General features: G+C 69.4%; 22 protein-coding genes, 4 tRNA genes and 1 riboswitch. Of the genes, 14 read left to right on the top strand and 12 right to left on the bottom strand.

The window, feature by feature from the left end; genetic code table 11:
- Positions 1-15 precede the first annotated feature (15 nt).
- Positions 16-3,156: a DEAD/DEAH box helicase gene (locus tag JK364_RS27435; RefSeq protein ID WP_201854009.1), complete on the top strand. Its 3,141-nt coding sequence runs from the start codon at positions 16-18 to the stop codon at positions 3,154-3,156.
- A 10-nt stretch (positions 3,157-3,166) separates the two neighbouring features.
- Here JK364_RS27435 and JK364_RS27440 read toward each other — a convergent pair whose 3' ends face one another.
- A complete protein-coding gene (locus JK364_RS27440) occupies positions 3,167-3,637 on the bottom strand; it encodes an NUDIX domain-containing protein (RefSeq protein WP_201854010.1) in 471 nt (156 codons plus the stop codon).
- A gap of 4 nt (positions 3,638-3,641) precedes the next feature.
- A complete protein-coding gene (locus tag JK364_RS27445) occupies positions 3,642-4,358 on the bottom strand; it encodes a helix-turn-helix domain-containing protein (protein ID WP_201854208.1) in 717 nt (238 codons plus the stop codon).
- A gap of 362 nt (positions 4,359-4,720) precedes the next feature.
- On the opposite strand from JK364_RS27445, the gene JK364_RS27450 reads away from it, so the two are divergent.
- Both JK364_RS27450 and JK364_RS27455 read left to right on the top strand, forming a co-directional pair.
- Positions 4,721-5,053 carry a hypothetical protein gene (locus JK364_RS27450; protein WP_201854011.1) on the top strand — a complete coding sequence of 111 codons (333 nt, stop codon included), beginning with the start codon at positions 4,721-4,723 and terminating at the stop codon, positions 5,051-5,053.
- A gap of 375 nt (positions 5,054-5,428) precedes the next feature.
- Positions 5,429-5,728 (top strand): hypothetical protein, encoded by a 300-nt coding sequence (locus JK364_RS27455; protein WP_198282376.1) that lies wholly within the window; start codon positions 5,429-5,431, stop codon positions 5,726-5,728.
- 142 nt (positions 5,729-5,870) lie between these two features.
- Here the strand turns inward: JK364_RS27455 and JK364_RS27460 are convergent, their stop codons facing one another.
- From JK364_RS27460 to JK364_RS27475, 4 genes are all read right to left on the bottom strand, one after another.
- Complete coding sequence (locus JK364_RS27460) at positions 5,871-6,815, bottom strand: aldo/keto reductase (RefSeq protein ID WP_201854012.1); 945 nt, start codon at positions 6,813-6,815, stop codon at positions 5,871-5,873.
- 177 nt (positions 6,816-6,992) lie between these two features.
- A complete protein-coding gene (locus JK364_RS27465; protein WP_201854013.1) occupies positions 6,993-8,261 on the bottom strand; it encodes a M23 family metallopeptidase in 1,269 nt (422 codons plus the stop codon).
- Between the two features lie 11 nt (positions 8,262-8,272).
- Positions 8,273-8,413, bottom strand: a riboswitch (cyclic di-AMP (ydaO/yuaA leader).
- Between the two features lie 275 nt (positions 8,414-8,688).
- Positions 8,689-10,161, bottom strand: a complete 1,473-nt coding sequence (locus JK364_RS27470; RefSeq protein ID WP_307841394.1) for a PP2C family protein-serine/threonine phosphatase — start codon at positions 10,159-10,161, stop codon at positions 8,689-8,691.
- Between the two features lie 353 nt (positions 10,162-10,514).
- Positions 10,515-11,285, bottom strand: coding sequence for a DUF6227 family protein (locus JK364_RS27475; RefSeq protein ID WP_201854014.1), 771 nt, complete (start codon positions 11,283-11,285; stop codon positions 10,515-10,517).
- A 563-nt stretch (positions 11,286-11,848) separates the two neighbouring features.
- Between JK364_RS27475 and JK364_RS27480 the strand changes: the two genes are divergently transcribed.
- From JK364_RS27480 to JK364_RS27490, 3 genes are all read left to right on the top strand, one after another.
- Positions 11,849-12,205: a hypothetical protein gene (locus JK364_RS27480; protein ID WP_201854015.1), complete on the top strand. Its 357-nt coding sequence runs from the start codon at positions 11,849-11,851 to the stop codon at positions 12,203-12,205.
- 116 nt (positions 12,206-12,321) lie between these two features.
- Positions 12,322-12,924 (top strand): hypothetical protein, encoded by a 603-nt coding sequence (locus tag JK364_RS27485; RefSeq protein WP_307841395.1) that lies wholly within the window; start codon positions 12,322-12,324, stop codon positions 12,922-12,924.
- Positions 12,925-13,166: 242 nt separating this feature from the next.
- Positions 13,167-13,730, top strand: a complete 564-nt coding sequence (locus JK364_RS27490) for a hypothetical protein (protein WP_201854016.1) — start codon at positions 13,167-13,169, stop codon at positions 13,728-13,730.
- A 104-nt stretch (positions 13,731-13,834) separates the two neighbouring features.
- On the opposite strand, the gene JK364_RS27495 is transcribed toward JK364_RS27490, so the two are convergent.
- From JK364_RS27495 to JK364_RS27515, 5 genes are all read right to left on the bottom strand, one after another.
- On the bottom strand, positions 13,835-14,929 hold the full coding sequence (locus JK364_RS27495; protein ID WP_201854017.1) for a right-handed parallel beta-helix repeat-containing protein: 1,095 nt from the start codon (positions 14,927-14,929) through the stop codon (positions 13,835-13,837).
- Between the two features lie 224 nt (positions 14,930-15,153).
- A tRNA-Lys gene (locus JK364_RS27500) sits at positions 15,154-15,226 on the bottom strand.
- 118 nt (positions 15,227-15,344) lie between these two features.
- On the bottom strand, positions 15,345-17,684 hold the full coding sequence (locus tag JK364_RS27505) for a DEAD/DEAH box helicase (protein ID WP_201854018.1): 2,340 nt from the start codon (positions 17,682-17,684) through the stop codon (positions 15,345-15,347).
- A gap of 223 nt (positions 17,685-17,907) precedes the next feature.
- The gene (locus JK364_RS27510) at positions 17,908-18,414 is read right to left on the bottom strand and encodes a hypothetical protein (RefSeq protein WP_307841396.1); all 507 of its coding nucleotides are present in this window, start codon (positions 18,412-18,414) and stop codon (positions 17,908-17,910) included.
- Between the two features lie 386 nt (positions 18,415-18,800).
- The gene (locus tag JK364_RS27515; RefSeq protein ID WP_201854020.1) at positions 18,801-19,151 is read right to left on the bottom strand and encodes a metallopeptidase family protein; all 351 of its coding nucleotides are present in this window, start codon (positions 19,149-19,151) and stop codon (positions 18,801-18,803) included.
- A 189-nt stretch (positions 19,152-19,340) separates the two neighbouring features.
- On the opposite strand from JK364_RS27515, the gene JK364_RS27520 reads away from it, so the two are divergent.
- From JK364_RS27520 to JK364_RS27540, 5 genes are all read left to right on the top strand, one after another.
- On the top strand, positions 19,341-20,954 hold the full coding sequence (locus JK364_RS27520) for a metallophosphoesterase family protein (protein WP_201854021.1): 1,614 nt from the start codon (positions 19,341-19,343) through the stop codon (positions 20,952-20,954).
- Between the two features lie 81 nt (positions 20,955-21,035).
- Positions 21,036-21,111 (top strand) — tRNA-Glu (locus tag JK364_RS27525).
- A gap of 160 nt (positions 21,112-21,271) precedes the next feature.
- A complete protein-coding gene (locus JK364_RS27530) occupies positions 21,272-22,093 on the top strand; it encodes a DUF1684 domain-containing protein (protein ID WP_201854022.1) in 822 nt (273 codons plus the stop codon).
- A 222-nt stretch (positions 22,094-22,315) separates the two neighbouring features.
- Positions 22,316-22,390 (top strand) — tRNA-Asp (locus JK364_RS27535).
- 4 nt (positions 22,391-22,394) lie between these two features.
- Positions 22,395-22,468: transfer RNA gene (locus JK364_RS27540), tRNA-Phe, on the top strand.
- A gap of 116 nt (positions 22,469-22,584) precedes the next feature.
- Here the strand turns inward: JK364_RS27540 and JK364_RS27545 are convergent.
- Positions 22,585-23,169 carry a hypothetical protein gene (locus JK364_RS27545; protein WP_230992597.1) on the bottom strand — a complete coding sequence of 195 codons (585 nt, stop codon included), beginning with the start codon at positions 23,167-23,169 and terminating at the stop codon, positions 22,585-22,587.
- A gap of 285 nt (positions 23,170-23,454) precedes the next feature.
- Here JK364_RS27545 and JK364_RS27550 point away from each other — a divergent pair, with 285 nt between their 5' ends.
- From JK364_RS27550 to JK364_RS27560, 3 genes are all read left to right on the top strand, one after another.
- The gene (locus JK364_RS27550) at positions 23,455-24,831 is read left to right on the top strand and encodes an MFS transporter (protein WP_201854023.1); all 1,377 of its coding nucleotides are present in this window, start codon (positions 23,455-23,457) and stop codon (positions 24,829-24,831) included.
- Positions 24,832-25,016: 185 nt separating this feature from the next.
- On the top strand, positions 25,017-25,775 hold the full coding sequence (locus JK364_RS27555; RefSeq protein ID WP_201854024.1) for an SDR family NAD(P)-dependent oxidoreductase: 759 nt from the start codon (positions 25,017-25,019) through the stop codon (positions 25,773-25,775).
- A 53-nt stretch (positions 25,776-25,828) separates the two neighbouring features.
- Positions 25,829-26,920: a DUF1152 domain-containing protein gene (locus JK364_RS27560; RefSeq protein WP_201854025.1), complete on the top strand. Its 1,092-nt coding sequence runs from the start codon at positions 25,829-25,831 to the stop codon at positions 26,918-26,920.
- The last annotated feature ends 80 nt before the right edge of the window (positions 26,921-27,000 follow it).

Here is a 27,000-nt window from a genome sequence, read left to right on the forward strand (position 1 = left end):
CGAGGAGGCGCTGCGATGGCCGATCACCTTGCGGACCAGGCGACGCCGGTGCCTGGGCTGTATGAGCGGCTGATCACCTCTCGGATTGAGGAGCAGCTCAACGCCCTGGATGCCCATGGGTGGAAGACCATCCGGCAGAAGGTAGGCGAGCACTCTTCGCCTCATGTGCTCGCCCGTCACATCGGCGAGACCGTCCGGCAGATCTTCATCTCCCTCACGACCGAAGAGCAGGTCGTTGCGGCGAATCACATCCTCGAGTCGATCAGCACCCTCGACGGGGCCAAGCAATGGGTGGACCTTGTCGCGGACGGGCCCCATCAGCTGACGGCCATTGCCGAGCAGGAAGCGCCGGGCGTGTACAGCATTCGTCCGGCCACGCCGCTGTCCGAGACGGCACTCATCACCAACGCACCCGAGGATCCGAACCTCGGGTTCGAGCTGAGGGCCGAGCTGGCGACGGCCGACCGTGTCGATCTGCTCTGTGCGTTTGTGAAGTGGCATGGTCTGCGCGTCCTGGAAGAGTCACTCAAGGCGGCTCGCGATCGCGGGGTGCCGATCCGCGTCATCACGACCACCTACATCGGTGCTACGGAGCGACGCGCGCTGGACCGCCTCGTGACGGAGTTCAACGCCGAGGTCAAGGTCAACTACGAGTCGCGGTCCACGCGCCTCCATGCAAAGGCATGGCTGTTTCGACGTCACAGCGGCTATGACACCGCCTATGTGGGGAGTTCCAACCTCTCCAAGACAGCGCTTCTCGACGGCTTGGAGTGGAACGTCCGGCTGTCATCCGTAGCGACGCCGCCGGTGTTGCGGAAGTTCGAGGCGACCTTCGACTCGTACTGGGCTGAGCCCGCCTTTGAGACCTACGATCCCGGGCGCGATGCCACCCGGTTAGACGAGGCCCTCACGCTGGCCAGCGGTAAGCAGAAGAGCGATACCCACGCCATCAGCCTGTCCGGCCTTGAAGTACGCCCGTACCCCCATCAGCAAGACATGCTCGAACGACTCCGCATCGAGCGTGACATCCACAGCCGGCACCGGAACTTGCTCGTCGCAGCGACTGGGACCGGCAAGACAGTCATGGCGGCCCTCGACTACAAGGCACTCAAACGCGCCCATCAAGGGCGGCCCCTCACCCTCCTCTTCGTGGCCCATCGCCAGGAGATTCTCAAGCAATCACTGCGCACCTACCAGGAGGTGCTCGACGATGCGAACTTCGGCGAGTTGCTCGTCGGAGGAGAGGTGCCGAAGGACTGGACGCATGTCTTCGCCAGCGTTCAGTCCCTCAACGCCCGGGCCCTCGAAGAGTTCGCTCCCGATCACTTCGATGTGGTGGTCATCGATGAATTCCACCATGGCGTTTCCCCCACTTATCGGCGCATCATCGACCACTTCAAGCCCGTTGAGCTTCTTGGTCTGACCGCCACACCTGAGCGGATGGACGGCAGGAACGTCCAGGATGAATTCTTCGAGGGCCACATCGCGGCCGAGATGCGGCTATGGGAAGCGCTGGAGAACGATCTCCTCAGCCCGTTCCACTACTTTGGCATCGCGGACAACACCGATCTCGAAGGTGTCACCTGGAAGCAAGGCTCCTACGTCATCAGTGAGCTCAGTGAGATCTACACTGGCAACCACGCTCGAGCGCGGCTCATCGTCAAGGCCGTCCAGGAGAAGGTCACCGACCCAGGGACCATGCGAGCACTGGGCTTCTGCGTCACTGTGGCACACGCCCACTTCATGGCTAACTTCTTCCGTCGGGCGGGTGTCAATGCCAAGGCCCTCGACGGTTCCACTCCTACCGCTGAACGCGCCCAGTCCCTGAGAGACCTCCGTGACGGCACGGTACAGATTCTCTTCTCCGTCGACCTGTTCAACGAGGGGCTGGACGTCCCGGATGTGGACACCCTTCTCTTGCTCCGCCCCACCTCTAGCGCCACGGTCTTTCTCCAGCAGCTTGGCCGAGGGCTTCGGCGTACGCCGGACAAGCCGGTCCTCACCGTGCTCGACTTCATCGGCCAGCACCGTAAGGAGTTCCGATTCGAGGAGCAGTTCCGTGCGCTGACGAACTTCACCCGTCACCGGCTGACCGAGCATATGGAGCGAGATTTTCCACAGCTCCCTTCTGGCTGTCAGATCATCCTGGACCGCAAGTCCAAGGAGCGGATCCTGGACAACATCAGGAGCCAGATCAATGTCAATGTGCGGCAGTTGGCGCAGGAGGTTGCTGCGTACGCCGAGCCGCAACTCGACGCCTACCTTCGTGAGAGCCGCCGCGAGCTCAAGGAGCTCTACCGGGCCAACAACTCATGGACAGGTCTCTTGAGGCGAGCCAATCTCCTCACCGGCGAGCCGCCCGAAGGAGAGGTCGCCCTCCTCAAGCGCGTCTCCGCATTTCTCCATGTCAGTGACCCACAGCGGGTGAATGCCTACCGTCGGATGCTGGCCGATGACGCCCCCGGGTACGACTCGCTCGATGCATCAGGGCAGGCGTACGCACGGATGCTCTTCTTCTCCTTGTGGCCTCTAGGCGGTGGATTCAGCAACTATGCCGATGGCTTCGAGTCGTTGCACCAGCAGAGCGCCTTTCGAAGCGAACTGAGCCAGGTCCTGGCATACAACCTGAAGCACACCAACCACTACCCCATCCCGCTCCTGGGCGAACACAGTGGCCTACCACTGGCCATCCACGCCTCGTACAGTCGGGAGGAGATCCTGCCCGCCCTCGGGCAGGCAGAGGTGGGCGGCTTCGTGCCGGGGAATTTCCGCGAAGGCGTGAAGTGGTGCGAAGGGATTCAGACGGACGCGCTCCTCATCACGCTCGAGAAGGATGATAAGGACTTCTCGCCGCAGACTCGGTACAAGGACTTCGCGATGAGCCCAGACCGCTTCCACTGGGAATCACAGAACCAAACGTCGACTTCCTCGCCCACGGGGCAGCGCTACCAGCACCACAGGGAACGGGGATCCCATGTGCTGCTCTTCGTGCGGCGCTACAAGAAGACGGATATCGGGGGGCCTCAGCCCTGGATGCTGCTCGGTCCCGCCGATTACGAATCCCACGAGGGCAGCAAGCCCATGGGCATTGTCTGGCGACTCCAGCATGAGCTACCTGCCGATGTCTGGACCTATTCGGCCATTGCAGCGGGGTAGCGCTCGTGGGTCAGCCTAGATACGGCCGGTCGCGGTGGGCCAGGAAGTGACGAAGCCGGAGCCGTTGTGTGTGGTGCATGGGGAGCTCGGCAAGTTCCTCCGGCGAGACGAACCTCAGTTCCGTGGACTCATCAGAGATCGCCAATTGGCCGCCCACGATGCGGGCGGTGAAGCAGACGTTGAACTGTCGGCGGACCTCGCCGTCCGTGTAGGCGATGACGTGACGCGGGTCGGTGTACGTGCCGACGAGTCCCGTGATCTCCACGTCGAGTCCGGTCTCTTCCTTGACCTCACGGACAGCCGTGCCCGGTAGAGAGTCGGTCATCTCCATGCCACCACCGGGCAGTGCCCAAAGATCATTGTCTCGGCGGCGCTGGAGCAGGATGCGGCCGTTCTCGTCGGTGACGACAGCGGATGCGGCGACAACCAAGCTGTTCGGCTCGGGGGCGTCCGGATCGTCGTAGTACTCGGTCCGCGCCACGGGGTCACACTCCCTGTACCGGCATCGCCGTCGCCCATACGGCGTCGAAGCTCTGGGCGTAGGTGTCGAACATGCCGCCCTCGCCGTGTCGGCGCAGGTGCCAGACGGGAGCCCCATACGCGTTCACACCCCAGACGTGGGCGTTGACCATGACTTGGTCATCTGCACGATAGAGCGAGTTGTAGAGGGTTGTTCCGTGAGACCGCACCTCGACGCCCGGGGTGCCGATGAGGGGGCGATAGTGCAGGAGAGCGAGCCGACAGCGGGATTCGATGCCGTGGCCGAACTTCTCCTCCTGGCCCCGCTGCTGGACGTTGGGGCTGTCGGCGTCGCCGACCGCGACACGCACGGCGCAGCCTTGGGCGGCTCGTTCCCGTAGAAGGTCATTGAGGCGGGGGTACGCCTCGTGCAGGAAGACGGCGGCATATACGAGCACGTCAATCCGTTCGCGGGCCTGGGTCAGCATCTCCACGAACGTGGACACGGGGATGTCCGCACGCTGGTCGTAGAGCGCCACAAGCTCGGGGCTGACCGCGCGGGCGGGGCGTGCTTGGCGGAGCGCTGGCCATAGGGCGTGCACGTCTTCTCCTAACGTTTCCGCTGCCAGGATGGCCGTGCTACGTCGCGGCGTACGGTTGAGGTTGACCCATCGTTCTACGGATTTGGGGTCTACCTCGACCTTTTCCGCGAGGGTGGCGTATGTCCACCCTCCGGTCGCCATGACGGCACGTAGCCTCTCGTTCGGCACCTGAGTCTCTCCCCACATGTCGGGACGGCACTAGGGACGTTTTACCCGACGCAGGACGTCCCGAAGTGGGGTTTAAGGGAGGTTCCTACGTCCTGATCACAGCGCGATGATCGCGAAAAGACTCCCGCGACCGTTGCAGGCGGCCCGGGAGCGTGGTCAACGCTGTGAAGGAGCGTCAACGTGCAGGAGAATATCGCCCGACCCATGGAATGGCTGTTGCGGCTGATGGTGCCCGCATCGGCCCGTCATCGCGCCGTTGGGGCCCGGCCCGCCATGGCGTGTGCGGATACACCGACGGTCCGCCCGGCACGTGTATCTGTGGTGGCGGTGGCGCTGTGAGCGTACGTCCCCGTCTGCTGCCGTGGCCCGGTCCCGCAGGGCAGCGGTGTTATCTGGTCTCCGATGCGGACAGCACGGGCTACCTGTCGAAGCTGGCTGACGAAATGGAAGCGGTTCAGCTCCAGATGGGCACTGAACTCATCGGCCACGCCCGCCTGATGCTCAGCGACCGGAAAGCGGACGCTCGAGAGCTCCGCTACCTCTCGAACCGCCTGATCGAAGCGCTGCAAGACGCTCTCCGGATCTCGGAGAGTCGCGGCGGGCGTATCTCAGCGCCCGACGAGGCCGAGAGTGACGGAGCGGCTCGCACGGATGAGGGGGCGCAATGAGTGAGGTGCCAGGAGGCTGGCAGGTCGGTCCGGCCCCGGGGCGCGGTCTGCGTCCTGCGAAGGGCGGCCTGCTTGAGCTGCCGCTTCACGTGCTCCGGCCCGGTCACGCGTCTTTGGCGTCGCTGGTGCTGACGGTGGTGGAAGCGGAGCAGTTGCACGCCGCCTTGTGTTACGCGCTTGGCGACGAGCCTGCACCCGAAGACGCGCCGGAGTGCCGTCAGCCGGTCCGTTATCCAGGTGGCCGACAGAAGTACTGAGGCCGCGCGGCGGAATCCCACTCGGGTCGCCCGTGTCCGTTTGGGGCTTGCGAGTCCGTTCGGAGCGCCTGCTGCGTAGGGTCGGGGCCAGGAGATCCTTGGAGTGGGAGGTATGGGGATGGCTGGAGTGCCGGCGGGGGTTGTGGCTGCGGGTGGGTTGGTCGGGGGGTATGGCGTGGCTCGGTGGACCAAGCGGCGGCCCTTGGGTGGGGTTGCCCTGGCCGCTGCGGGGGCGGTGGCCGCTCGGGGGTGGCGGGAGAAGGCGGGGAACGGGACCGCCGCCGCGCTCAGTGCGGCGTACGTCGCCGCATTCGCGGGGTCGCATCCGCTGGCGAAGAAGATCGGGGCCTGGCCGTCCGTCTTCGCCGTCGCCGGTGGCGTCGCCCTCGCGTCCTGGGCCCTTGCCGATCGGCGGTAGAGGGGTCGTAGGCCGTACGTAGCGGCACTGGCGTATGGGTCGCGCTTGGGCGGGCGGGGCTTGTCGCCCGCCCGCCGTCCTACAGCGCCCGTCCCGTCGTCTTCCGCTCAGTCCTTACGGAGCCTCCCGCCCCGTCTTCCGCTCAGTCCGACGCCGACGTCAGCAGGTCCAGTTCCGGCTGGGTCAGCTTGAGGTCGACCGAGGCCAGGAGGGCCGGGAGCTGGTCGGGGGAGCTGGCGCTGGCCAGGGGGGCCACGACTGTGGGCTGGGCGAGGAGCCAGGCCAGGGCGACCGTGGCGGGCTCGGTGCGGTGGTTGGCGGCGACGTCGTCCAGGGCGGCGAGGACCTTCTGGCCGCGCTCGGTCTCCAGGTGCTTGGCGGCGCCCGTGGAGCGGGGGCTGTCGACGGCCGTGCCCGGGCGGTACTTGCCGGTGAGGAAGCCGGACGCCAGGGAGTAGTACGGGATCGTCGCCAGGTCGTGGCGGGCGGCGACCTCGGAGAGCTCGCCCTCGAAGGTGTCGCGCGAGACAAGGTTGTAGTGCGGCTGGAGGGCGACGTAGCGGGCCAGGTTCTCCCGGGTGGAGAAGGTCAGCTGGGCCTCCAGGCGGTCCGCGCCGATGTTGGACGCGGCGATCTCGCGGACCTTGCCCTCCCTGACCAGCTCGTCCAGGGTGGTGATGATCTCGTCCACCGGCACCGACGGGTCGTCGTAGTGGGTGTAGTAGAGGTCGATGTAGTCGGTGCGCAGCCGCTGGAGGGATTCCTCTACGCCCGATTTGATGGCGGACGAGGTCAGCCCGCGTGGCTCCGGGGAGCCGGCGCCCACCTTGGTCGCGAGGACGATGTCGGAGCGGTTGCGGCGCGAGGCGAACCAGTTGCCGAGGATGGTCTCGGACTCGCCGCCCTCGTTGCCCGGCACCCAGACGGAGTAGACATCGGCGGTGTCGATGAAGGTGCCGCCGGCCGCCACATAGGCGTCGAGCACCCGGAAGGACTCGGCCTCGTTCGCGGTCCAGCCGAAGACGTTCCCGCCGAGAGAGAGCGGGAATACGGACAGATCACCGATCTTCTGTGTGTTGTCAGCCATACGTTTTTACAACGACTGGCTGGGCGGGGTTGTTCCGGCCTGTTGTTCCGGCCTGTTGTTCCCGCGTGTTGTTCCGGCCTGTTGTTCCCGCGTGCGTTCCTGATCGCCGGCCCCGTCGGGGCGTAAACCGGCGGCCCTGGCGTCAAGGGGGGAGAGAGCGCCAGGGCCGCCGGAGTATCAGGGGTTCAGCCCGTGCTGGCGCAGCCAGGGCATCGGGTCGATCGGCGAGCCGCCGCCCGGCCGGACCTCGACGTGGAGGTGCGGGCCGGTCACATTGCCGGTCGCGCCGACGCGGGCGACGACGTCGCCCGTCGACACCTTGCCGGAGGTGACGACCATCGACGACAGGTGGCAGTACCAGATCTCGGTGCCGTCGCTCAGGGTCAGCACGATGCGGTAGCCGTACGACCCGGCCCAGCCCGCCTGGGTGATGGTGCCGCCGTGCAGCGCCTTGACCGGGGTGCCGGTCGGGGCGGCGAAGTCCTGGCCGGTGTGGTCGGCCGACCATATGTCGCCCGCCTGGCCGAAGCTGGCGGTCAGGGTGTACGAGCCGACGGGGAGGGTGTACGCGGCGGCGAGTTTGGCCTGGCGCTCGGCCGCGGCCTTCTTCTCGGCCGCCTCCTTCGCCCGCTGCTCGGCGGCTCTCTTCTCCGCCGCTGCCTTGGCCTTCCGCTTGGCGGCCGCCTCCGCGGCCTGGTCGGCGGCCTTGTCCGCGGCGGCCCTGGCCTCCTTGGCGGCCGCCTGCGCCGCGGCGGTGCGGCTGTCCTCGTCCGCCGCGTTCTGCTGGTTCTCGGCCTGCTGGAGGATGCGGGCGCGGAGCGCCTCGCCGGCGTCGGTGGTGCCGCGCTGCTCGTCCTCGCTGGTCAGACCGGCCTGGGAGAGCGGGGCGGCGGCGGTCTGCGCGCCGCTGCTGTCGTCCGACGCCCAGGAGCCGATGCCCGGCAGGTCCTTGGCGGCGGGCAGGCTGGCCTTGACCTCATCGGCGACATGGCCGAGGTCCGGCATGGAGATGGGGAGCGCGGGACGGTCCTTGGCGCTGGCCATACCGCCCGCACCGACCGCCGCGATCACGCCGACCCCGAGGACGGCGCCGCTGCGCGCCATGGTTCCGCCGCGCTGTTTGGCCACGCGGTGCCGGCCGCGTACGGGAGCGATGGACTCCTCGGTGGGGTTCCACTCCTCCCAGGTCTCGGCCTCGAATCCGGCACCCGGGCCCTCGGAGGCGCCCTCATCCGCAAAGCGGTCGTCCGCATAGCGGTTGTCGGGGCCGAACGCGTAAGTGTCGTCGGGACCGAACGCGTAGGGGTCGTCGGGGGCGAATCGGCCGTCCCCTGAGCTCATCCCGCCGCCGGCATCGAAGCCGGGGCCGTAGGCGGTGGCGGTCCCCAAACCGCCTCCCCGTGTGCGATACGGGGCTTCGTCCAGGACAGACCTGTTGGACGCCACGGAGGCGCACTCCTTTCCTTCCTTCTCGCCTACCGGGTTAGCTGACGGGTTCGGAGCAGGAAGGTCTCCTACGGGTCAGGTTCGACCCGATTCACCCCAAGGTTGTTGGTTCCCCGGTTCCCTTGGTGCTGCTGGTGCGGTGCTGCCGCTGTGCGTACGGGATTCGGCGACGGCGCACGGTGCCGCCCTTGCGACGGTTGTGACGACCGCGCTGCGTTATCGAACGTTAATAGAGAGCGCGATGTGATTCCAAGCTGTTCCGAGGAATCCGCGCACCTTTGGCATGAACTTAGCGCTCAAGAAGGGACAAATAGGGGCGAGTCGACGTACTGGGCAAGAGTTGGCAAAACCGCGTACGGATCGATCGTGCGTCAATTGTTATGCGGAGGGGGCTCGGTCGGTTACGCACGGTGTGCGGTGCGGATGCCTACGGCGGGGTGGGGTTCGCCCCCTCGTTCCCCCCACCGTTGTCCCGCCGGTTCCCCCCACCGCTCGCCCGCCCGTTGTCCCGCCGGTTCCCCCCACCGCTCGCCCGCCCGTTGTCCCGTCCGCTCGCCCGCCCGTTGTCCCGTCCGTTGTCCCGTCCGCTCGCCCGCCCGTTGCCGCGGGCCGGGGTCCGACGGACCGCCAGCAACGCCATGTCGTCCGGCGTCCCGCCACCCGTATGGCGCTCGACATCGGCCACCAAGGCGTCCAGCAGCTCCTGCGGACCGGCGAAGCGGCGGCCGCGCAGCCGCTCCTCCGGGTCATAGAACTCGCCATGGCGGTCCCGGGCCTCCGTCACCCCGTCCGTGAACAGCAGCAGCGTCTCGCCCTCCGCGAACGCCAGCTCCATCACCCGGTCCGGCCAACCCGCCAACTCCGCCATCCCCACCGGCAGCGCCGGCACCTCCGGCTCCAAGGCGCGCACCGCGCCGCCCTCCTCCAGGAGCAGCGGCGCCGGATGGCCGCGGTTGATCAGCCGCAGAGTGGAGTCGCCGCGCGGAATTTCGGCCACTACGGTCGTTGTGAACCCCTCGACCACCTCCAGGTCGGCCCGCCGGGCGCCCTCGCGCCGCAGCGCCCGCTCCAGGCGGCCCACGAGCGCCTCCAGGGTCGTCTCCTGCTCCGCGGCCTCCCGGAAGCAGCCCAGGAGGATCGCCACGACCTCCACGGCCCCCAGCCCCTTGCCGCGTACGTCGCCGACGGTCAGCCGTACGCCGTGCGGGGTGTCCTGGACCGCGTACAGGTCGCCGCCGATCGCCGCGTACTTCTCCGCCGGTACGTAACGCGCGGCGATCTCCAGCCCGGCGAGCCGGGCGGGCGGCGCGGGCAGGACGGCGCGCTGGGCCGCCTCCGCGACACCGCGCGCCGAGGCGAGCCGGTGGTAGCTGCGGCGTACGACGCGGTTGATCACCACGGCCAGCACGGTCACGGTCGCCACCGTGATGATCTCGGTGGCCGCCTGGGTCGGGTCCCGCACCCCGTGCAACTCCGCCAGCAGACAGGTGGTGAGGACGGCGACGACGGCCGTGACGAGGGTCTGCCGCAGCGGTAAGAGCGCCGCGGCGACCAAAGGGGCGGCGGCGAAGAAGGGGGAGGCGGTGTAGCCGGGCGGGGCGGCCAGGTCGAAGGCGATGCCGCCGAGGACGAGGACGGCGGGCACCCAGCGGGCCATACGGCGGCCAGAGGCCTCCTGACCGCTCTCATCGGCCGGAGCGGGCCCCGCGGTGGACCCGGCGGACGCGTCGGCTGCGGCACCGGCCGCGGCGCCGGTGTCGATGAGCGTACGGACGCGGGTGGTGGGGCGGCGGGCGAGCGGGCGGCTCAGCCGGGGCCAGGCCGTACGCCGCTCCGTACGGCCCTCCGCACGGCCCTCCGCACGGGCGCCCGTACGAGCCCTGCTCCCTCGCACCCGCACCGGCTTCTCTCGCTTCCCTGGTCCGCGTCCCGCCGCCGTCACAGCGGCACGGCGTCACCGTCGTCACGGTGCCGCCGTCGTCACCAGGCTTCCGGCTGACGGGCCGCCAGGCGAGCCGGTGTCGGCCAAGCGGGTACTGGGCGCCGTACGGGGACGTCTCGCGGCCCCACGCATGCGGGAGTGCGGGCGGGCGCCAAGACCGCGACTGGCGGGCTACCGCGACCGGCGGCCGCGGACGGGCTGCAGGCGGGCTACGGAAGCGTCAGAAACCGCGTACGTCAGGAGATCCCGCGTACGCCAGCGGCCGACGCCCAAACCGCCTGCGTCAACGGCCGACGCCCAAACCGCGTGCGTCAGAGGTCGACGCCCAGCGCGCGGGCGTGGCGGTCGGCCGCGAGCTCCGCCGAGACCTCGTCGAGGTACACCTCGCACACCAGCCGGCCGTCCCGGGTCAGGTTGTGCTCCAGCTCCCACAGCACGATCTCGTCCCCTCCAGTGAGGAGGAAGGCGTGCTCGTAGAAGCGGCACCAGGTCGCGTCGGGACCGCCGGAGCGGCGCCGGGGCTTGGGCGCGAGGGCGATGTCATGCGCGAACGCGGTGGCCAGCAGCCGCTCGGTCTCCTCGCCCGGACGGTCGGGGTTCTCCGCGCGGCGCAGGACGCGACGGGCGTGGTCGGCCGAGTTGTCGGCCACATACGCACGAGAGGTCTCCACCGGCTCGGCCGTGTGCAGCAGCTGGTCCGGGAGCCACAGCGGTAACCCGTCGAGCTCCTCCCAGCGGGCGCCGCCGAGGCGCTCATGGACGCGGCGCTCGGCCAGCGCCAGGGCGTCCTCGTCCGCGTAGAGCTCGTACAGCGGGCGGCCGCCCTCGCCGGTGTTGTGCTCCAGCTCCCACAGCAGCAGGCTGCTGCCGTCGGGGAGCAGGAAGACATGCCGATAGGTGCTGTACCCGAGCTGGCCGCACCGCTCATTGCACTGCCGGCAGGACCGCAGCTCGGACTGGTGCATCAGGGCGCTGCGCGCCTGGGCCAGCACCGCCTCGTCGATCTCGAAGCCGTTCTGCGCACGGGCGAGCAGCCCGTCCATCAGCTCGGCAGGGGTCCCTTCCCCTCGTGAGTGCCCCATGTCTCTCCTCCCGCCTCCCGGCGTAGATTCGCCGCGCCCCCCGGGCGACCACTTCGCGCACTTAGCGTAGCGGCGTGAACACGCGCCGCGCTGCGGTTCGGCGAAGCTGTCGGTGTGACTGTGCCTCACTCACTCCTGCGTCGTAGAGCCTGGATGTATCACTCGTCCGACCGGTCGAACAAGCGCGGGGGCCGGGGGCAGGGCGACCCGGCCGGTCACCACGTGGCCATCGGCGCTCCACCGCCCCGTCACCACACCGCCGTCGTCCGGCCGTTGCCCGGCGGCCGAGCGCCCGCGGGCCACCCCCGTGCCACCGTCTCGTCCCCGCCCCACCGCGGCCCGGCAGCCGCCCTCCTCCCCTCCTCATAAAAGGGATTCAGATTCCGCTGGGCCAAATGGAGCTCGCATTGGTCCCCCTTAGCGGGATTCTCGGATAACACGCACCGGAAGAGCCGCACTATGCCGGACGGGTGAAGCTGACTGGCGGCCCGAAGCCTTAACTGATGAGCTTCGTTGTGTCATGCGTCCGTGAATTCGCGGAGCAACCCAGACGGAGGATTTAAGTGAACATCGGCAAGAAGGCAGTTCTTCTGACCGCGGCCGCCGGCGCTCTGGTCATCGGTGGCGCGGGCGGTGCCCTGGCCAACAACAACGACGACTTCATCGCGCAGCTCAACCACTGCGACACGGCCACCGGTGCCACCAGCAACCTCGGCGGCGCCGCCGCCACCGGCGACATCAACCTCGGCTCGGACTGCGTCAACTTCACCAACAGCAGCGGTTCGGTCGTCCAGGCCAACAAGTGCGACACGCACACCGGCATCACGCTGGTCACCGGCGCCGCCGCTCCGACGGGCGACACCAACATCGGCTCCAAGTGCGCGAACATCGCCGTCGACGAGGACAGCGGCCGCCACTGAGTCGCTGACCCTTTCATGGTGTTCCCGCCCGCGGTAACACCATGAGGCATCCCCCCGTTGGGAATCGCGGCCCTGGAAGCCTCTTCCAGGGCCGCTGCCATGAGAAAGGCTTTTCGGTGACGGTGCTGAGCGTGCCGCACCCGAAGCCCGATTGGAGGCTCTTTATGCACAAGCGCAAAAGGACGGCGCTTCTAGCGGCGACCATGGGCGCGCTGCTCATCGGCGGTGCGGGCGGAGCCGAAGCCACCGGCCCCGGTCCCAGCCGCTCCACCGGCGCCAACGGCGGGACGCAGAGCAATCGCTGCACCACCAGTTCCGTCGTCGGCACCATCACCGTGGCGGCCGGCCCGACCGAGATCAGCAATCAGACCGACTGCGTCAACACCGCCGAATCGGGTGTGACGACGCAGGAGAACCGCTGCCGTACCCACTCCGTCATCGGTCCGATCACCGTCGCGCTGGCTCCCGGATCCGAAATCAAGAACGGGACCAACTGCGTTAACGTCAGCGAGTCGGGCGGGGTCACGAAGCAGACCAACAACTGCCGCACCACCTCCGTGACGGGCCCGATCACCATCGGCCCCGGCTCCGAGGTCACCAACGAGACCAACTGCGTCAATGCCGCGGGCGCCGATCCTCAGAACGGAACTCAGGGGAAGAGCGCGAACGGCACGAAGAGCGGCAAGAGCGGTGGCCAGGGAAACCGTCAGCACTCCTGAAACACCGAACCTCCGGCACTCACCACCGAGCTCCGGAATCATCCGCTCGCCATGAACGCGGCCTTGGGGAAACTCTCCCCGGGGCCGCGTTCATTTTTTCGTTTCCACGGACGGCCGAATATACCTTTACTGTGGCGGATGGGTGATGCTTTCGATTCTCCCGGATCCCGGCTTGCGGAAATCTCGTTCAAGAGGTGTCTGCGGAATTTTCGCGGAGAACCCGATATGGAGGCACCAGAACAATGCAGATCGGTAAGAAGGCAGCTCTCATGGCCGCGGCGGCCGCGGGCACAATGGTGGTCGGTGGCGCCGGCAGCGCGAGTGCCCATGGCCTCTTCCCGCAGTCCAGCGGGGCTCAGCGAAACCTCTGTGACACGGCCACCGGCGCCACCAGCAACCTCGGCGGCGCCGCCACCACCGGCGACCTCAACCTCGGCTCGGACTGCGTCAACTTCAGCAGCGGTCACAACGGTTCGGTCATCCAGGCCAACGAGTGCGACACGGCCACCGGCACCACGCTGGTCACCGGCGCCGCCGCCCCGACGGGCGACACCAGCATCGGCGCCAAGTGCGCGAACATCGCCCTCGCCGAGCCGGACCCGGTCGTCGTCGTTCACAAGGACCCGCCGAAGAAGCAGCACAAGGCCAAGGACTCGCACAAGGCCAAGAAGCAGCACAAGGCCAAGTCCTCACACAAGGCCAAGGACCCGCACAAGAAGGACAAGTGCGCGCACAAGGCGACCAAGCACCACAAGGCCAAGGTCTCGCACAAGGCCAAGGCCAAGAAGAAGGACTGCAAGCACTGACGGTAGAGCAGGCGGTCAGGCAGGCGGCGCCCCCGGAAGAACGGCTTCCGGGGGCGCCGCGGCGTTCAGCAGGGTCGGTCGGTTCAGCGGTCGTCACGCCTCTCTCAGCATCCGGCGAGGGCCGGTACACACTGATTCGGGTTGTTCCCGGTGACCGTGGTCGCGGTGAGCGTGATCGAGCCGCCGTCGGTGAAGATCCCACCGCCCTGGCCGCCATTGGCCGTATTACCGGTCACGGTATCGCCGGTCATTTGTGTGGAACCCGCGTGCTGGAACACACCGCCGCCATTCAGCGTGGCGGTATTCCCGTTCACCGTGGTGGACTGTACGCGCAGTGCGCTGCCCATATTGGTGATACCGCCACCGAAACTGCCGGCGGTGTTCTCGGTCACCCGGCCGCCGTTGATCGTGAGATCTCCGATCGCGGTGGAGATGCCGCCGCCCTCGAAGTTGGTGGTCCGGTTCCGGGCGATCCCGACGGCGCTCAACAGCGTCGTTCCGAAGTTGCTGACGCCACCGCCCGAGCTGTCCGCGGTATTGTCCGAAATGTTGCCGCCCGAGACGCTGAGAGTGGCCGACGTATTGATGTGAATACCGCCGCCGTCCCCCGCGGAATTGTGCGTCACATCCGTGCCCGAAAGCACCCCCGAGCCGCCCGAGGCGATTTCGATACCCCCGCCGACATTGCTCGCGGTGTTGCCCGTGACCGTGGACTGGATGAGCCGCAGCGAGCCCCCGTCGAGGATGCCACCGCCGTCGGTGCCCGCCCCCGAGGTCGCCCGGCCCCCCGAGAAGGTCACGCCGTTGACCGTAAGGCTTCCACCGGGCGCGATCTCCGCGATCCGGAAGTCCGCCGCGGACGCGCTGCGTCTGATGGTCGCCAGAGTCCCACTGATGGTCACGTCACGGGTGATGAGCGGCAGTCCGTCAGCGCCGTTGGGACCGGTGAACGCCGCGGAGCCCAGCGTGTACACACACCCCGTGGTCAGAACGACGGACCCTCCCGAGGGCGAGCTGTTGGCCTCGCTCACCGCGTTGACCAGCGCCGCCGCGTCCCCGCAGGGCACCGGGGCCGCCTTCTCACCCTCCTTACCGCTGCCTCCCTTTCCTTCGGCGGACGCCGGAGCGGAGACCGCCCATGCCGATACCGCCAGCGCCATGACGGGGATCAGACCCCGGATCGTTGTCGCGAGTCGCACGAGGAGTCTCCTTAAGCGTTTCCGAGCAGCGGGCCAGACGCAGCAGGTTCAGGCTCTTCGCTCGAGTACCGCTCGGCATCCGCTCAAGCGCCGGTCGAGTGAGACTCGATCTTCTGTACGACGGGGGTGAGAACCCCCCGTTCCCGGGCCGCGGAAGACAGCGCGGCGGGACCCTCAGGAACGATGAAACCGCAGGTCACCAATGGCGCCTGCGGTTTCCGAGGTGGGTCATCAGGGGCTCGAACCCTGAACCAATGGATTAAAAGTCCACTGCTCTGCCAATTGAGCTAATGACCCGCACCCCCGCAGCATAGCCCGGCGAGGGGCCAACACCCGAGCCAATACCCTCCGGGAGCGAAAGGCCGTGCAACAGCGTGGTGTTGCACGGCCCGATCAGCCGCGTCGCACAGCTCGATCAGCCGTTGCGCTTCCAGCGCGGCTTGTCGGCGCGGCGGTCGAAGGACCGGTCGTGCGAGCTGCCGGAGCGCTCGTACGAACGGCCGCCGGTGGTGGTGCCGCCCCGGTGGTCGTCACGGCGACCCGGGCGGTCGTCACGACGGTCGCGGTTGAACGGACGGTCCGTGCCACGGTGGTTGTGGTCGCGGCGCTCGAAGGAGCGGCCACCACGGTCGTTGTTCTCCCGGCGGTCGCGGCCGAAGCCACGGTCGTCGCGGCGCTCGTACGGACGGCTGCCGCCACGGTCGTCACGGCGGTTGAAGCCGCCACGGTCATCCCGGCGGTCGCGGCCGAACGAGCGGTCGTCACGGCGGTCCCGGCCGACGCCACGGTCGTTGTCCCGGCGGTCCCGGTCCCGGTCGCGGTCACGGCCGAAGCGGTCGTCGCGACGGTCGTCCCGTCGGTCGTCACGGCGGTCATCGCGCCGGTCGCGGTTGAAGCCGCGGTCCCGGTCGCCGTCCCGGCGGTCGTACGAACGGCCGCCCCGGTCGTCACGGCGGTTGAAGCCGCCACGGTCGTCACGGCGGTCGTCACGACGGTCGCGGTTGAAGCCGCGGTCCCGGTCGCCGTCCCGACGGTCGAAGGAACGGCCGCCACGGTCGTCCCGGCCCCGGTCGTTGTCCCGGCGGTCGTACGAGGAGCGGCGCGGCGCCTCGCCGTCACCCGCGCCCTCGACGGCCTCGGCCCCCGCGCCCTTCACTGCGGGCACCGTCGCGGGCTCCGCCGTACGCTGCGCCGGCAGCGTCACGGCGGCGGCCTCGGCCACCGTCTCCGCCCCGGCCTCAGCCGCGGTCGCGGTCGCGGTCGCGGACTCCGCCGGTGCCACGGTCTCGCCGCGCTCGCGCGCCGCCCGCGCGGACAGCCGGTCGGCCTCCTCGCGGAGCTCGGTCGCGCGCCGCTGCGCCCGCTCCAGCTCCCGGGTGAGGTCCTGCGCCTCGCGCTCGGCCTGCTTGGCCGCGTTCGAGGCCGCCTCCGCCTGCACCTCGGTGAGCGAACGCGCGCCCGTGATCTTGGCCACGTCCTCGTCGAAGGCTCCGCCGCCACCGACGATGTGGCGCGAGGCGTCGACGCCCGCGTCCTCCATCAGCCGGAAGATCTGGCGGCGCTGGTGCGGCAGGGCCAGCGAGACGACGGTGCCGCTCTGGCCCGCCCGCGCCGTACGGCCGGAGCGGTGCAGATAGTCCTTGTGGTCACCGGCCGGGTCCACGTTCAGCACCAGGTCGATGCCGTCGACGTGGATACCGCGCGCGGCGACGTCCGTGGCGACGAGCACATTGACGTACCCGTCCTTGAAGTCGGCCAGGGTGCGGGTGCGCGCGCCCTGCGTCATGCCGCCGTGCAGCGCGTCGGCGCGTACCCCCGCGTCGCACAGCTGCTCGGCGACCCGGTCGCAGCCCAGCTGGGTGCGGACGAAGATGATCGTGCGGCCCTTGCGCGCCGCGATGGCGGCGGTGACCGGCGCCTTGTCCTTCGGCTTCACGACCAGCACATGGTGGGTCATGGTCGAGACGGCGCCCGCGGACGGGTCCACCTCGTGGGTGACCGGGTCGACCAGGTAGCGCTTGACCAGGGTGTCGATCTCGTTCTCGAGCGTCGCGGAGAACAGCAGCCGCTGCCCGCCCTGCGGCACCAGGTTGAGGATCTCGGTGACCTCGGGCAGGAAGCCCATGTCGGCCATCTGGTCGGCCTCGTCGAGGACCGCGATCTGCACCTTGTCCAGGGACGCGGCACCGCGCTCGATGATGTCGCGCAGCCGGCCCGGGGTGGCGACCAGAATGTCCACGCCGCGCTCCAGCGCGTAGATCTGATTGCCCATCGAAGTGCCGCCGCAGACGACCTTGAGCTTGAGGCCGAGAACATCGCCGTACGGCTGCAGCGCGTCGCTCACCTGCATCGCGAGTTCGCGGGTCGGGGTGAGGATCAGCCCGCGGGGGCGCTTCTTCTCGGTGTGGCCGCCCGCCAGCGTGGTCAGCAGCGGAAGGCCGAACGAGAGGGTCTTGCCGGAGCCGGTACGGCCGCGGCCGAGGATGTCGCGTCCGGCGAGGGCGTCGGGGATGGTCGCGGCCTGGATCGGGAAGGGCGTGGTGACGCCGTTCTGCGCCAGCTTGCGGACGATCTGCTCAGAGAGGCCGAGGTCGGCGAATGTGATGTCGGGCGCCTTAGGGGTGTCGGGGGCTTCCGTGGCGGCTTGCTCGTTCTGCTCCGACGGCTCGAACGGCTCGGCCGGGGCGGCCGGGGCGGTCAGCTCGCTCGTCTCGTCGAGGGCGGGCATGACGGCGTGATCAGTGGAAACGGACATGCGAAATGCGAAACCTTCCGGAGTCTCGGCACGCGCCCAAACTCCGTGTGTTGTCGCAAACGACCGCCTCTATGCGGTCAGCCACGGGATGGCAAGGAACGCGCCTCACGGCGCACTTCTACGAGGCGCCGGGCAAATGGGATCAAACGATCTACCACCATACGCACCTCCACCCCTCAAGAGCAAATTCACTCCATCCGCGCCGGCCGGCGACGACTGGGCGCTACCCCGCGGGCTGGTCCGCCGGGGAGGCGGGCGCGGTCGGGGGCTCGGGGTCGGTCGGCTTCGGGTCCGGCACGCTCGGCGGCGGGCTCGACGGCCGGGGCGCGGGCGGCGCGCCGGACGGGGTGGCGCCGCCCGGCTGCGGCGGGGCGGAGGGCGCCGGGCGGTGGTTCGGGGCGCCCTTCTTACCGGGCGGGGCCGAGGGGTCGGCCCCGGGGTCGGTCGCGGAGGCCGAGGCCGATCGGTCCTCGTCGTCCTTCTTCTTCCCCTTCTCGCCCTTCTTCCCCTTACCGTCCTTCTCGTCCCGATCGGAGTCCCCGTACGGCCGCCCTCTGTCGTCGGACCGCACCACGGCGCCGCCCGTGTCCGCCGCCCCGCCCTTCTGGTGGGAGCCGCGGTGTTTGTCCGGCCGCTCGGGGTCGTCGGAGATGCTCATGCAGCCGCCCAGCGCCAGGGCGACGGCCACGAGCGCCGCGACCGCCGCCCCGCGCACGGCGGCACGGGGCACGGCTGCATGGGGCGCGGCGGCACGGCGCACGGCTGCACGGGGCACGCGCCGGGGGGAACGGGGGGAACGGTCGGAACGGGGGGTGCGAGGAGCGGGGGATCCGGGCACGGGGGATCCGGGCATGCGCGGGACACCTCCAGACGGCAGGGATGTGACGCCCTGCCCAACTGGCGCGGCCCCGCCCAGGACACGCATGCGGTGCGGACCCGGCCCGCCGCGTAGACCGCGCGTCCGGCGTCGGTCGTAGGCGAGGGCGGCCAGAGGCGGTCGTAGGCGGGGGCGGCCGGAGGCGGTCGTAGGCGAGGGCGGCCGGCGTCGGACATCGGCACCGGAATCAGGTGGCGCCCGCGATCAGGCCGTAGCCGAGGATCAGCCGTACCCGAAGATCAGCCGTACCCGAGCGCGTGCAGCCGCGCGTCGTCGATCCCGAAGTGGTGCGCGATCTCGTGGACCACGGTCACCTCGGTCTCCTGGACGACGTCCTCCCGCGTCTCGCTCAGCCGCAGCGTCGGCCCCCGGTAGACGGTGATCCGGTCCGGCAGGACGCCCGCGTACCACTCACCCCGGTCGGTGAGCGGCGTCCCCTCGTAGAGCCCGAGCAGCTCGGGACCGTCCGTCGGTGGCTCGTCCTCCACGAACACGGCGACGTTGTCCATGAGCCGTGTCAGCTCCGGCGGAATCCGGTCCAGCGCCTCGGCGACCAGTTCCTCGAACTCCTCGCGCGTCATCTCCAGCACGAGGCCATTGTCGGGCAGCCGGGCCCGGAAAGGAGCCGTCGGCGCCGAGGTATCCGCGCCGGACGTCTCCGGCCGCCCGGCGCGACCGCCACCCGGCGCGACCGCCGCCCGGCACAACCGCCACCCGGCCCCGGCCCACCCCCGCGCCGCCCAGGCATACGCCCCCGCGCGGCCGGGCATACGGGACCAATGGCCCGCGAACCGCTCCGGCTGCTCCGTGCCACCGCTCAGCGCGCGGGCACCGCGGCCGTCTCCCCCCTTCGCCGCTTCCACCGCCCTTCCCGCCGCCCCTCCCTTCTCGCCTTCCGCCGCCCCTCGCAGACCCCCTCCCCCGCCGCTTCCTTCAACCCCACGGCGCTCGATCCCACCGCGCGCCCCCGCCCCCTCGTCCGTGCCACCGGACTGGCCGCCGTGACCGTCCTCGGCGCCTGGGTCGGGCTGCTGGTGGTCGGCAGCGTCCACATCTCCGTGGGCCCGATGGACACGCGGATGGCGCTGCGACCGTCCCTCACCGGCGGCACCAAGATCAACGTGGCCCCGCTGGGCGCGCTCGAGCTGAACAGCCACCACGCCCCGCTCCGCCTGGACGTGGACGTGGACCGGCTCGACCCCATACGGTCCCAGGCCCTCGTCGACCACCCCGAGCGGCTCTCCGGGCTCCAGGACGAGGTCGCGAGCGATGTCACCCGCGGCACCCTCGGCCTCGCGGTCCGCTCCTGCGTCGCCGTGGTCTTCGGCGCCACCGCGCTGGGCCTGGCGGTCTACCGCCGCCCCCGCCGGGCGCTGGCCGCCGGAGGGCTGGCGCTCACGCTGCTGACCGCCTCCGGTGGTGCCGTCTACGCCACGTGGAACCCGAATTCCGTACTGGAGCCGCGCTACTCCGGGCTGCTCTCCAGCGCCCCCTCGGTGGTGGGCAACGCGCGCAGCATCGTGACCGACTTCGACGTCTATCAGCGGGAGTTGGCCCGACTGGTGACCAATGTCACCCAGCTCTACGAGGTGACCTCGACGCTCCCCGCGTACCAGCCCGATCCGACCACCATGCGGGTGCTGCACATCTCGGACGTCCATCTCAATCCGGCCGCGTGGCACATCGTGCAGTCGCTGGTGCGGCAGTACAAGATCAGCGTGATCATCGACACGGGCGACACGATGGACCACGGCACCTCCGCCGAGAACGGCTTCCTCGACCCCGTCTCCGACCTCGGCGCCCCCTATGTCTGGGTACGCGGCAACCACGACTCGGCGTCGACCCAGCGCTACCTGGCCAAGCGCAAGGGGGCGCATGTCGTGGACAACGGCGATGTGATCAACGTCGCCGGGCTGCGGATCGCGGGTATCGGCGATCCGCAGTTCACCCCCGACCGCTCCGCCGCGGCCGCCGGTGACGCGGCCGAGCACAGCGCCGGACGGCAACTCGCCGAGGCGATCCGGGACCGCAAGGCCGCCGGCGCCCCGGTCGACATCGCCCTCGCCCACAACCCGATCGCCGCCCGCGAGACCGACGGCACCGTTCCGCTCGCCCTCACCGGCCATGTCCATCACCGCCGTACGGAGGTGCTCCCCGGCGGCACCCGGCTGATGACCGAGGGGTCGACGGGCGGCAGCGGGCTGCGGGCGGTGGACGACGGCACACCGGACACGGTGCAGGCGTCGGTCCTCTATCTGGACCGGGACACGCGACGGCTCCAGGCGTGGGACGAGATCGATCTGGGCGGTCTGGGCCTGGCGAAGGCCGAGGTCAGCCGTCATCTGCCGGCCGAGAACCGCCCGGGCGCGACACCGACACCCACCACTCCGTAAACCGTTTTGGCGAACCTCACCGGCATCCCATATGCTTCTCGCGTCCCCGAAAGCGCCGCGAGGCGCCCAGGTGGGCCATCGGCCCTCATCGTCTAGTGGCCCAGGACGCCGCCCTTTCAAGGCGGTAGCACGGGTTCGAATCCCGTTGGGGGCACCACCTTCTTTGAGTCACCGCAGGTCGGAACGTACCTGCTGGGGACTTTTTTCCTGCGCGCCGCATGGCGGCCCCGCGGCTCCTGCGGCTCCCGGAATGTCTCCCTCCCCGAAGCGGTTGTACGTACGCGTACGCGACAGCACCGGACCTCGAGGGAGCGCAGATGACCGTCCAGGACATCGACCGGGTGAGCTTCGCCAAGGAGTGGGAGCGCTGGCACCGCGCCCATGAGCAGGCGCTCGCCGACCCCCACGGATTTCTCGCGATCACCAGCCTGCGCTGGCTGAGCCCGGAGCCGACCCGCTTCGAGGACGCCCCCGGGGCCTGGTCCAGCGGCCCGGAGGGCGTGCTGGTCGAGCTCGCCGACGGCGAGGAGCTGACGATCGACGGCACGGCGGTGCACGGGCGGTACGCCTTCGGGGCGATCGCCGAGCGGGCCAGTGTGTACGCGGGGTACGGCGACGCGGTGATCGAGATCGCCAAGCGCGGCGGCCACGACATCGTCCGCCCCCGCCACCCCGGCAACCCCCTCCGCACCGACTTCGCCCACACACCCGCCTACGCCCCCGACCCCCGCTGGGTCCGCACCGGCCGCTACCTCCCCTTCGACGAGCCACGCGCGATCACCGTGGGCGCCGTGGCGGAGGGGCTGGAGCACGTCTACGACGCGCCTGGACAGGTCGAGTTCGAGCTGGCCGGCGAGACGTTCCGGCTCACCGCCTTCAACGGCAAGCGGCCCGGCAGCCTGATGGTGCTCCTCACCGACGCGACCTCCGGCGTGACCACGTACGCCGCGAACCGCTCCCTCCAGATCGACGCCCCCGACGAGGCCGGCCGCGTCACCCTCGACTTCAACCGCGCCACCAACCTCCCCTGCGCCTACACCGACCTCGCGACCTGCCCCCTGCCGCCCACCGAGAACCGACTGCCGGTCGCGATCGAGGCGGGCGAGAAGATCCCCCTGGAGCGCGGCGACCGCCCCTGACCCGGGCCGGGACGAGTCGAGATCGGCTGAGCCCGACCGGGCCGGCCCGCCCGGTGAGCGGTCAGAACGCGGCCGGAGTTCTGATACGCTGATCCAGCGACAACGACGCGGCGGAGAGAAATCAAGGCCCCGGTTCGAAGATCGCAAGGAGTGCGAATCCACGACGGGAAATCCCGTTGGGAGCGCACCCCACATGTGCGAGACTCGTGCTCGTACACGCAAGGTCCTGTGGAGCAGTTTGGAGTGCTCGCCACCCTGTCAAGGTGGAGGCCGCGGGTTCAAATCCCGTCAGGACCGCTGCGGCTGGGTAGCTCAGTTGGTACGAGCGTCCGCCTGAAAAGCGGAAGGTCGCCGGTTCGACCCCGGCCCCAGCCACCGCAGCCCTCACCAGGGCAAAGCCCCCTCCCGGTCCGTCCGGAGGGGGCTTCCTTATTGCCCGTGACGCCCACGGGGGTGCCCTTGTCCCGCATGAAACGATCAGACGTTAACGATCAGACGTTGGCGCAGATCGCGAAGACGCTGATGCCCACGTTGTCGGTGGAGGTCTGGCGGCCCAGCCCGATCCAGCCCCGTGCGTCATCGGTGGGGAAGCTGCCGACGAGGATGGCGGTGTTGCCCCGGGCCTCGGCACCGCCGCCGATGACCTTCTTCCCCTTCGGGCAGTACACCGTGCGCCGCTGGAAGTTCGGGACGTTCTCATTGGGCAGGGTGACCACCTCGTAGCCGGGCACGCCCTCGTCGGAGCGGGGGGCTCCGTGGGAAACGGCCGCCTCTGAGCTCTGGGGACCGGTCGGCTCGTCGCTCTGGGAGGCCGTCGCCTCGGAGCTGACGGAACCGGTCGACTCGGAGCTGATGGAACCGGTCGACTCGTCACCTTGGGACATGGTCCCCTCGGAGCTCTGGGTCATGGTCGTCTCGGAGCCGTGGGAACCGGTCCCCTCGGAGCCTTGGGGCATGGTCGCCTCGGCGCTGTAAGAGCCGGTCGTGTGGTCGTCGCCGTCCTGTGTCGCCGACGCGACGCCTGGCGTCAGCGCCATGGTCAATGCCGCGGCAGCGATGACGAGCCTTCCACGCATGTGTGTCTTCCCTTCGTCACGGGCCCCTGGACGGGACCGACACCGTGAAGGCGTGACCAGGCGAGACGGAGAGTAAGGCATGAAAGTATGCATATCCCACGAACGTGGGACGTGTGAGAGGCGTACGGGTGCAGCCCTCCTGAACGGCCGAAGGCCGCCGGTTCACGTCCTGTCCCGGTGAGCGGAACGCCGCGATTCCCGCCATGAGAACCAGCTGCGAACAATCCCCCAACACACCCGAGCCGCAGGTCGTGATCCCATTCGAAGCGGCATTGGAGAGCCGACATGGCAGACGTGAAGGGCACCCCGAGCGAAGTACGCAAGGCAGCGATCGCAAGTTTGTTCGGTAGCGCATTGGAGTGGTACGACTTCTTCCTCTACGGCACGGCCGCCGCGCTCGTTTTCAACTCCCTCTTCTTCCCGACCTTCGATCCGCTGGTGGGGACGATCGCCGCCTTCGGCACCAACGCGGTGGGGTTCCTCGCCCGGCCGCTCGGCGGCATCATCTTCGGGCACTTCGGTGACCGGATCGGCCGTAAGTCGATGCTGGTGACCACCCTGGTGATCATGGGTGTCGCCACCTGTCTGATCGGTCTGCTGCCCACCTACGCCACCATCGGGGTCTGGGCGCCGGTGCTGCTGATAGTGCTGCGGATCGTGCAGGGCATCGCCGTCGGCGGTGAGTGGGGCGGCGGGGTGCTGATCGTCAGCGAACACGCGCCGAGCCACCGCCGCGGCTTCTACTCGGCCTGGAGCCAGACCGGTGTCGGGCTCGGGTTCGTCCTCTCCGCGTCCGCCTACGCGCTGACCCAGTCGGTGACCACCAAGGAGTCCTTCCTCGCCTGGGGATGGCGTATTCCGTTCGTGGTCGGCATCCTGCTCACCGCCGTCGGACTCCTGATCCGGCTCCGGATCATGGAGACGCCCGCGTTCCGGGAGAAGGAGTCGGAGCCGAAGAAGTCCACCCCGCCGCTCCTCGACGTCATCCGCACCCACCCCAAGTCGATACTGATCGCCTTCGGGGCCCGGGTCGCCGAAACCGGTGCGAGTTATCTCTTCCTCACCTTCAGCCTCTCCTACGCGGCCGAGGTCGGGGTGGGCAAGGGGGTGGTGCTGGCCGCGCTCGTGGTGGGAATGCTGTTCGAGTCGTTCGCCATGCCGATGTTCGGGGCGCTCTCCGACCGCGTCGGACGCCGACCGGTGTACATCGGGGGCGCGATCGCGGTGATCGTCTGGGCCTTTCCGTTCTTCGCGATGTTCGACTCGCGCAATCCGGTGCTGGTCTTCGTGGCGATCTTCGTGGCGCTCGTGATCGGCCATGGGTCGATGATCGGCACCCAGCCGGCGTTCTTCACGGAACTCTTCGCCAGCCGGGTGGCCTACAGCGGGCTCGCCCTGGGGCATGAGCTCGCTTCGATGATCGTCGGCGGGTTCTCCCCCATCGTCGCCACCGCGCTGCTCGCGTGGGCGGGCGCGTCCTGGCCGATCGCGCTGTTCATGATCGGCATGGGCGCGGTCACGGTCTTCGCCGTGGCGGCCGCTCCCGAGACCAACCCTGCCGTTCTCAAGGGCCGCAAGGCTCCGGAGGAACCGGAGGAGTCGGAGGAGTCGGAAGAGGCCGAGGAAGCCGAGGAAGCCGAGGTGAAGTCCCGGGCCGTCTGACGGGCCCGTCGGCCTCGTTCCCGTATCGCTGCCTGGGTGTGCCGCACCCAGGCAGCGTGCGTCCTGGTTGACCCCCGCTGACCTGCGCAGACTTGGCCGGGATTCGGGTCGAGACGCAGGTCGAGACACGGGTCGGATCTTGGGTCGAATCTTGGGTCGAGAGCGAGACGAGGAACGGAGCGCCCATGCCTGGACGACTGCACGACAAGGTCGCCCTGATCACCGGAGCGACGGGAGGGATCGGCGCGGCGACCGCCGAACTCTTCGCACAGGAGGGAGCACGGCTGCTCCTCACCGATGTGGCCCCGGAGCCCCTGAAGGCTCTGGAGGAACGGATCGAGGAGCGCGGCGGCACCGAGGTGGCCTCGGCCGTGCTGGACGTCGCCTCGGCGGCGGCGTGGGGCGATGTGATCGCCACCGTAAGGGAGCGCTTCGGTCGTCTGGACGTACTGGTCAACATCGCCGGGATCCTGGACTGGCCGGGTATCGAGGGCACCGAGGAGGCATCCTGGGACCGCGTCATCGAGGTGAACCAGAAGGGCACCTGGCTGGGGATGAAGGCGGCCATGCCGCTGTTGCGCGCGAGCGGCAGGGGGTCGGTGATCAACACATCCTCGGTGCTGGGGCTGGTGGGCAGCGGTGCGGCGGCCGCGTACCAGGCGTCGAAGGGCGCCGTCCGGCTGCTGTCGAAGACCGCGGCGGTCGAGTACGCGCGCGACAACGTACGGGTCAACTCGCTGCACCCCGGGGTCATCGCCACTCCGATGATCCAGGACCTTCTGGACGAGCAGGGCGATCAGCAGCCGGACATCGTACGCACGCCGATGGCCCGCGCCGGCCGGGCGGACGAGATCGCACCGGCGATGCTCTTCCTCGCGAGCGACGAGTCGTCGTTCGTCACCGGCTCGGAGCTCGTGGTCGACGGCGGGCTCACCGCGCACTGACGACCGCGCGTCCCGTACGACGGAATTGTCCGTTCCCGCCGTACGCTGGGCGGATGACGCGGCTGATCGTGGCGGGTGGAGGAGGCGGGGACGCCGTTGCCGCCGCGGTGCTCGACCGGGCCCTGTACGGGCACGGGACGGGCGATGATCGGGCGGTGGTCCTGACCTACGCCTGGGACCGGCTGCTCGTCGACCCCGTCCCCGGGCCCCGGGCAGCGGCCGACTTCACCGGTCTGCGGGCGCTGACGCCGAGCGTGTACGCCGTACCTGGGGACGCGAAGCCCGTGGCGCCCGCCGGGTCCACGCTGCCCCGGCTGGCCGCCGAACTGCCGCACACCTTCGCCCTGCTCGACCCCCACCACGGCGTGGAGGGCATGGTCCGGCAGCTGGAGGAGCTGATCGAGCATCTGGCCCCGGCATCGATCGACCTGTTGGACGTGGGCGGTGACATCCTCGCGCACGGCGATGAGCCGACGCTGCGGAGCCCGCTCGGGGACGCGCTGTCGCTCGCCGCGTGTGCGCAGGTGAACGCGGAGATCCGGCTGCTGGTCGCCGGGCCCGGGCTGGACGGGGAGATTCCGGTGGAGGTGCTGCGCGAACGGCTGGACCGGGTGGTCCACACGCTGACCGCCGACGATGTCGCGCCCATCGGGCCCGTCATGGAGTGGCATCCGTCGGAGGCCACTGGCATGCTCACGGCCGCGGCGCGGGGGGTGCGCGGGCTGTGCGAAGTACGGGACGCGGGGCTCACCATTCCCCTGACGGAGGACGGGGCCATGGTTCATGAGGCGGATCTCGACACCGCGTTCCGCCGGAACCGGCTGGCCGGGGCCATCGCCGATACCACCGGCCTCGCCGAGGCCGAGCGGCACTGCCGGGAGATCTGCGGCTACTCGGAGATCGACTACGAGCGGGAGAAGGCCGCGCGATTCGGGGCGGCGCCCGAGGGTCCGTTCCGGCCCAGGGCCGTACTCGCCGGGGTCGCCCGCTTCGCGGAGGAGGCCCGCGCCCGTGGTGTCAGCCACACCACCTTCCGCCGTCTCACCGAGGTTCTCGGGCTCAGCGGTGTCCAACGCGCCGATCTGCGGGCCCTGCTGATCGGGACTCAGCCCGAGCGGTACGACGCCCCGCTGTGGCGGCTGTGATCCCCCGGATGGGGTATAGTTGATCTCGCAACGCCGCCCCGGAGGGCGGGAGTTGATGCGTCGGTCGTCTAAGGAAAGAT

Source organism: Streptomyces endocoffeicus, from assembly GCF_016741935.1.
In the GTDB taxonomy this organism is placed as follows: domain Bacteria; phylum Actinomycetota; class Actinomycetes; order Streptomycetales; family Streptomycetaceae; genus Streptomyces; species Streptomyces endocoffeicus.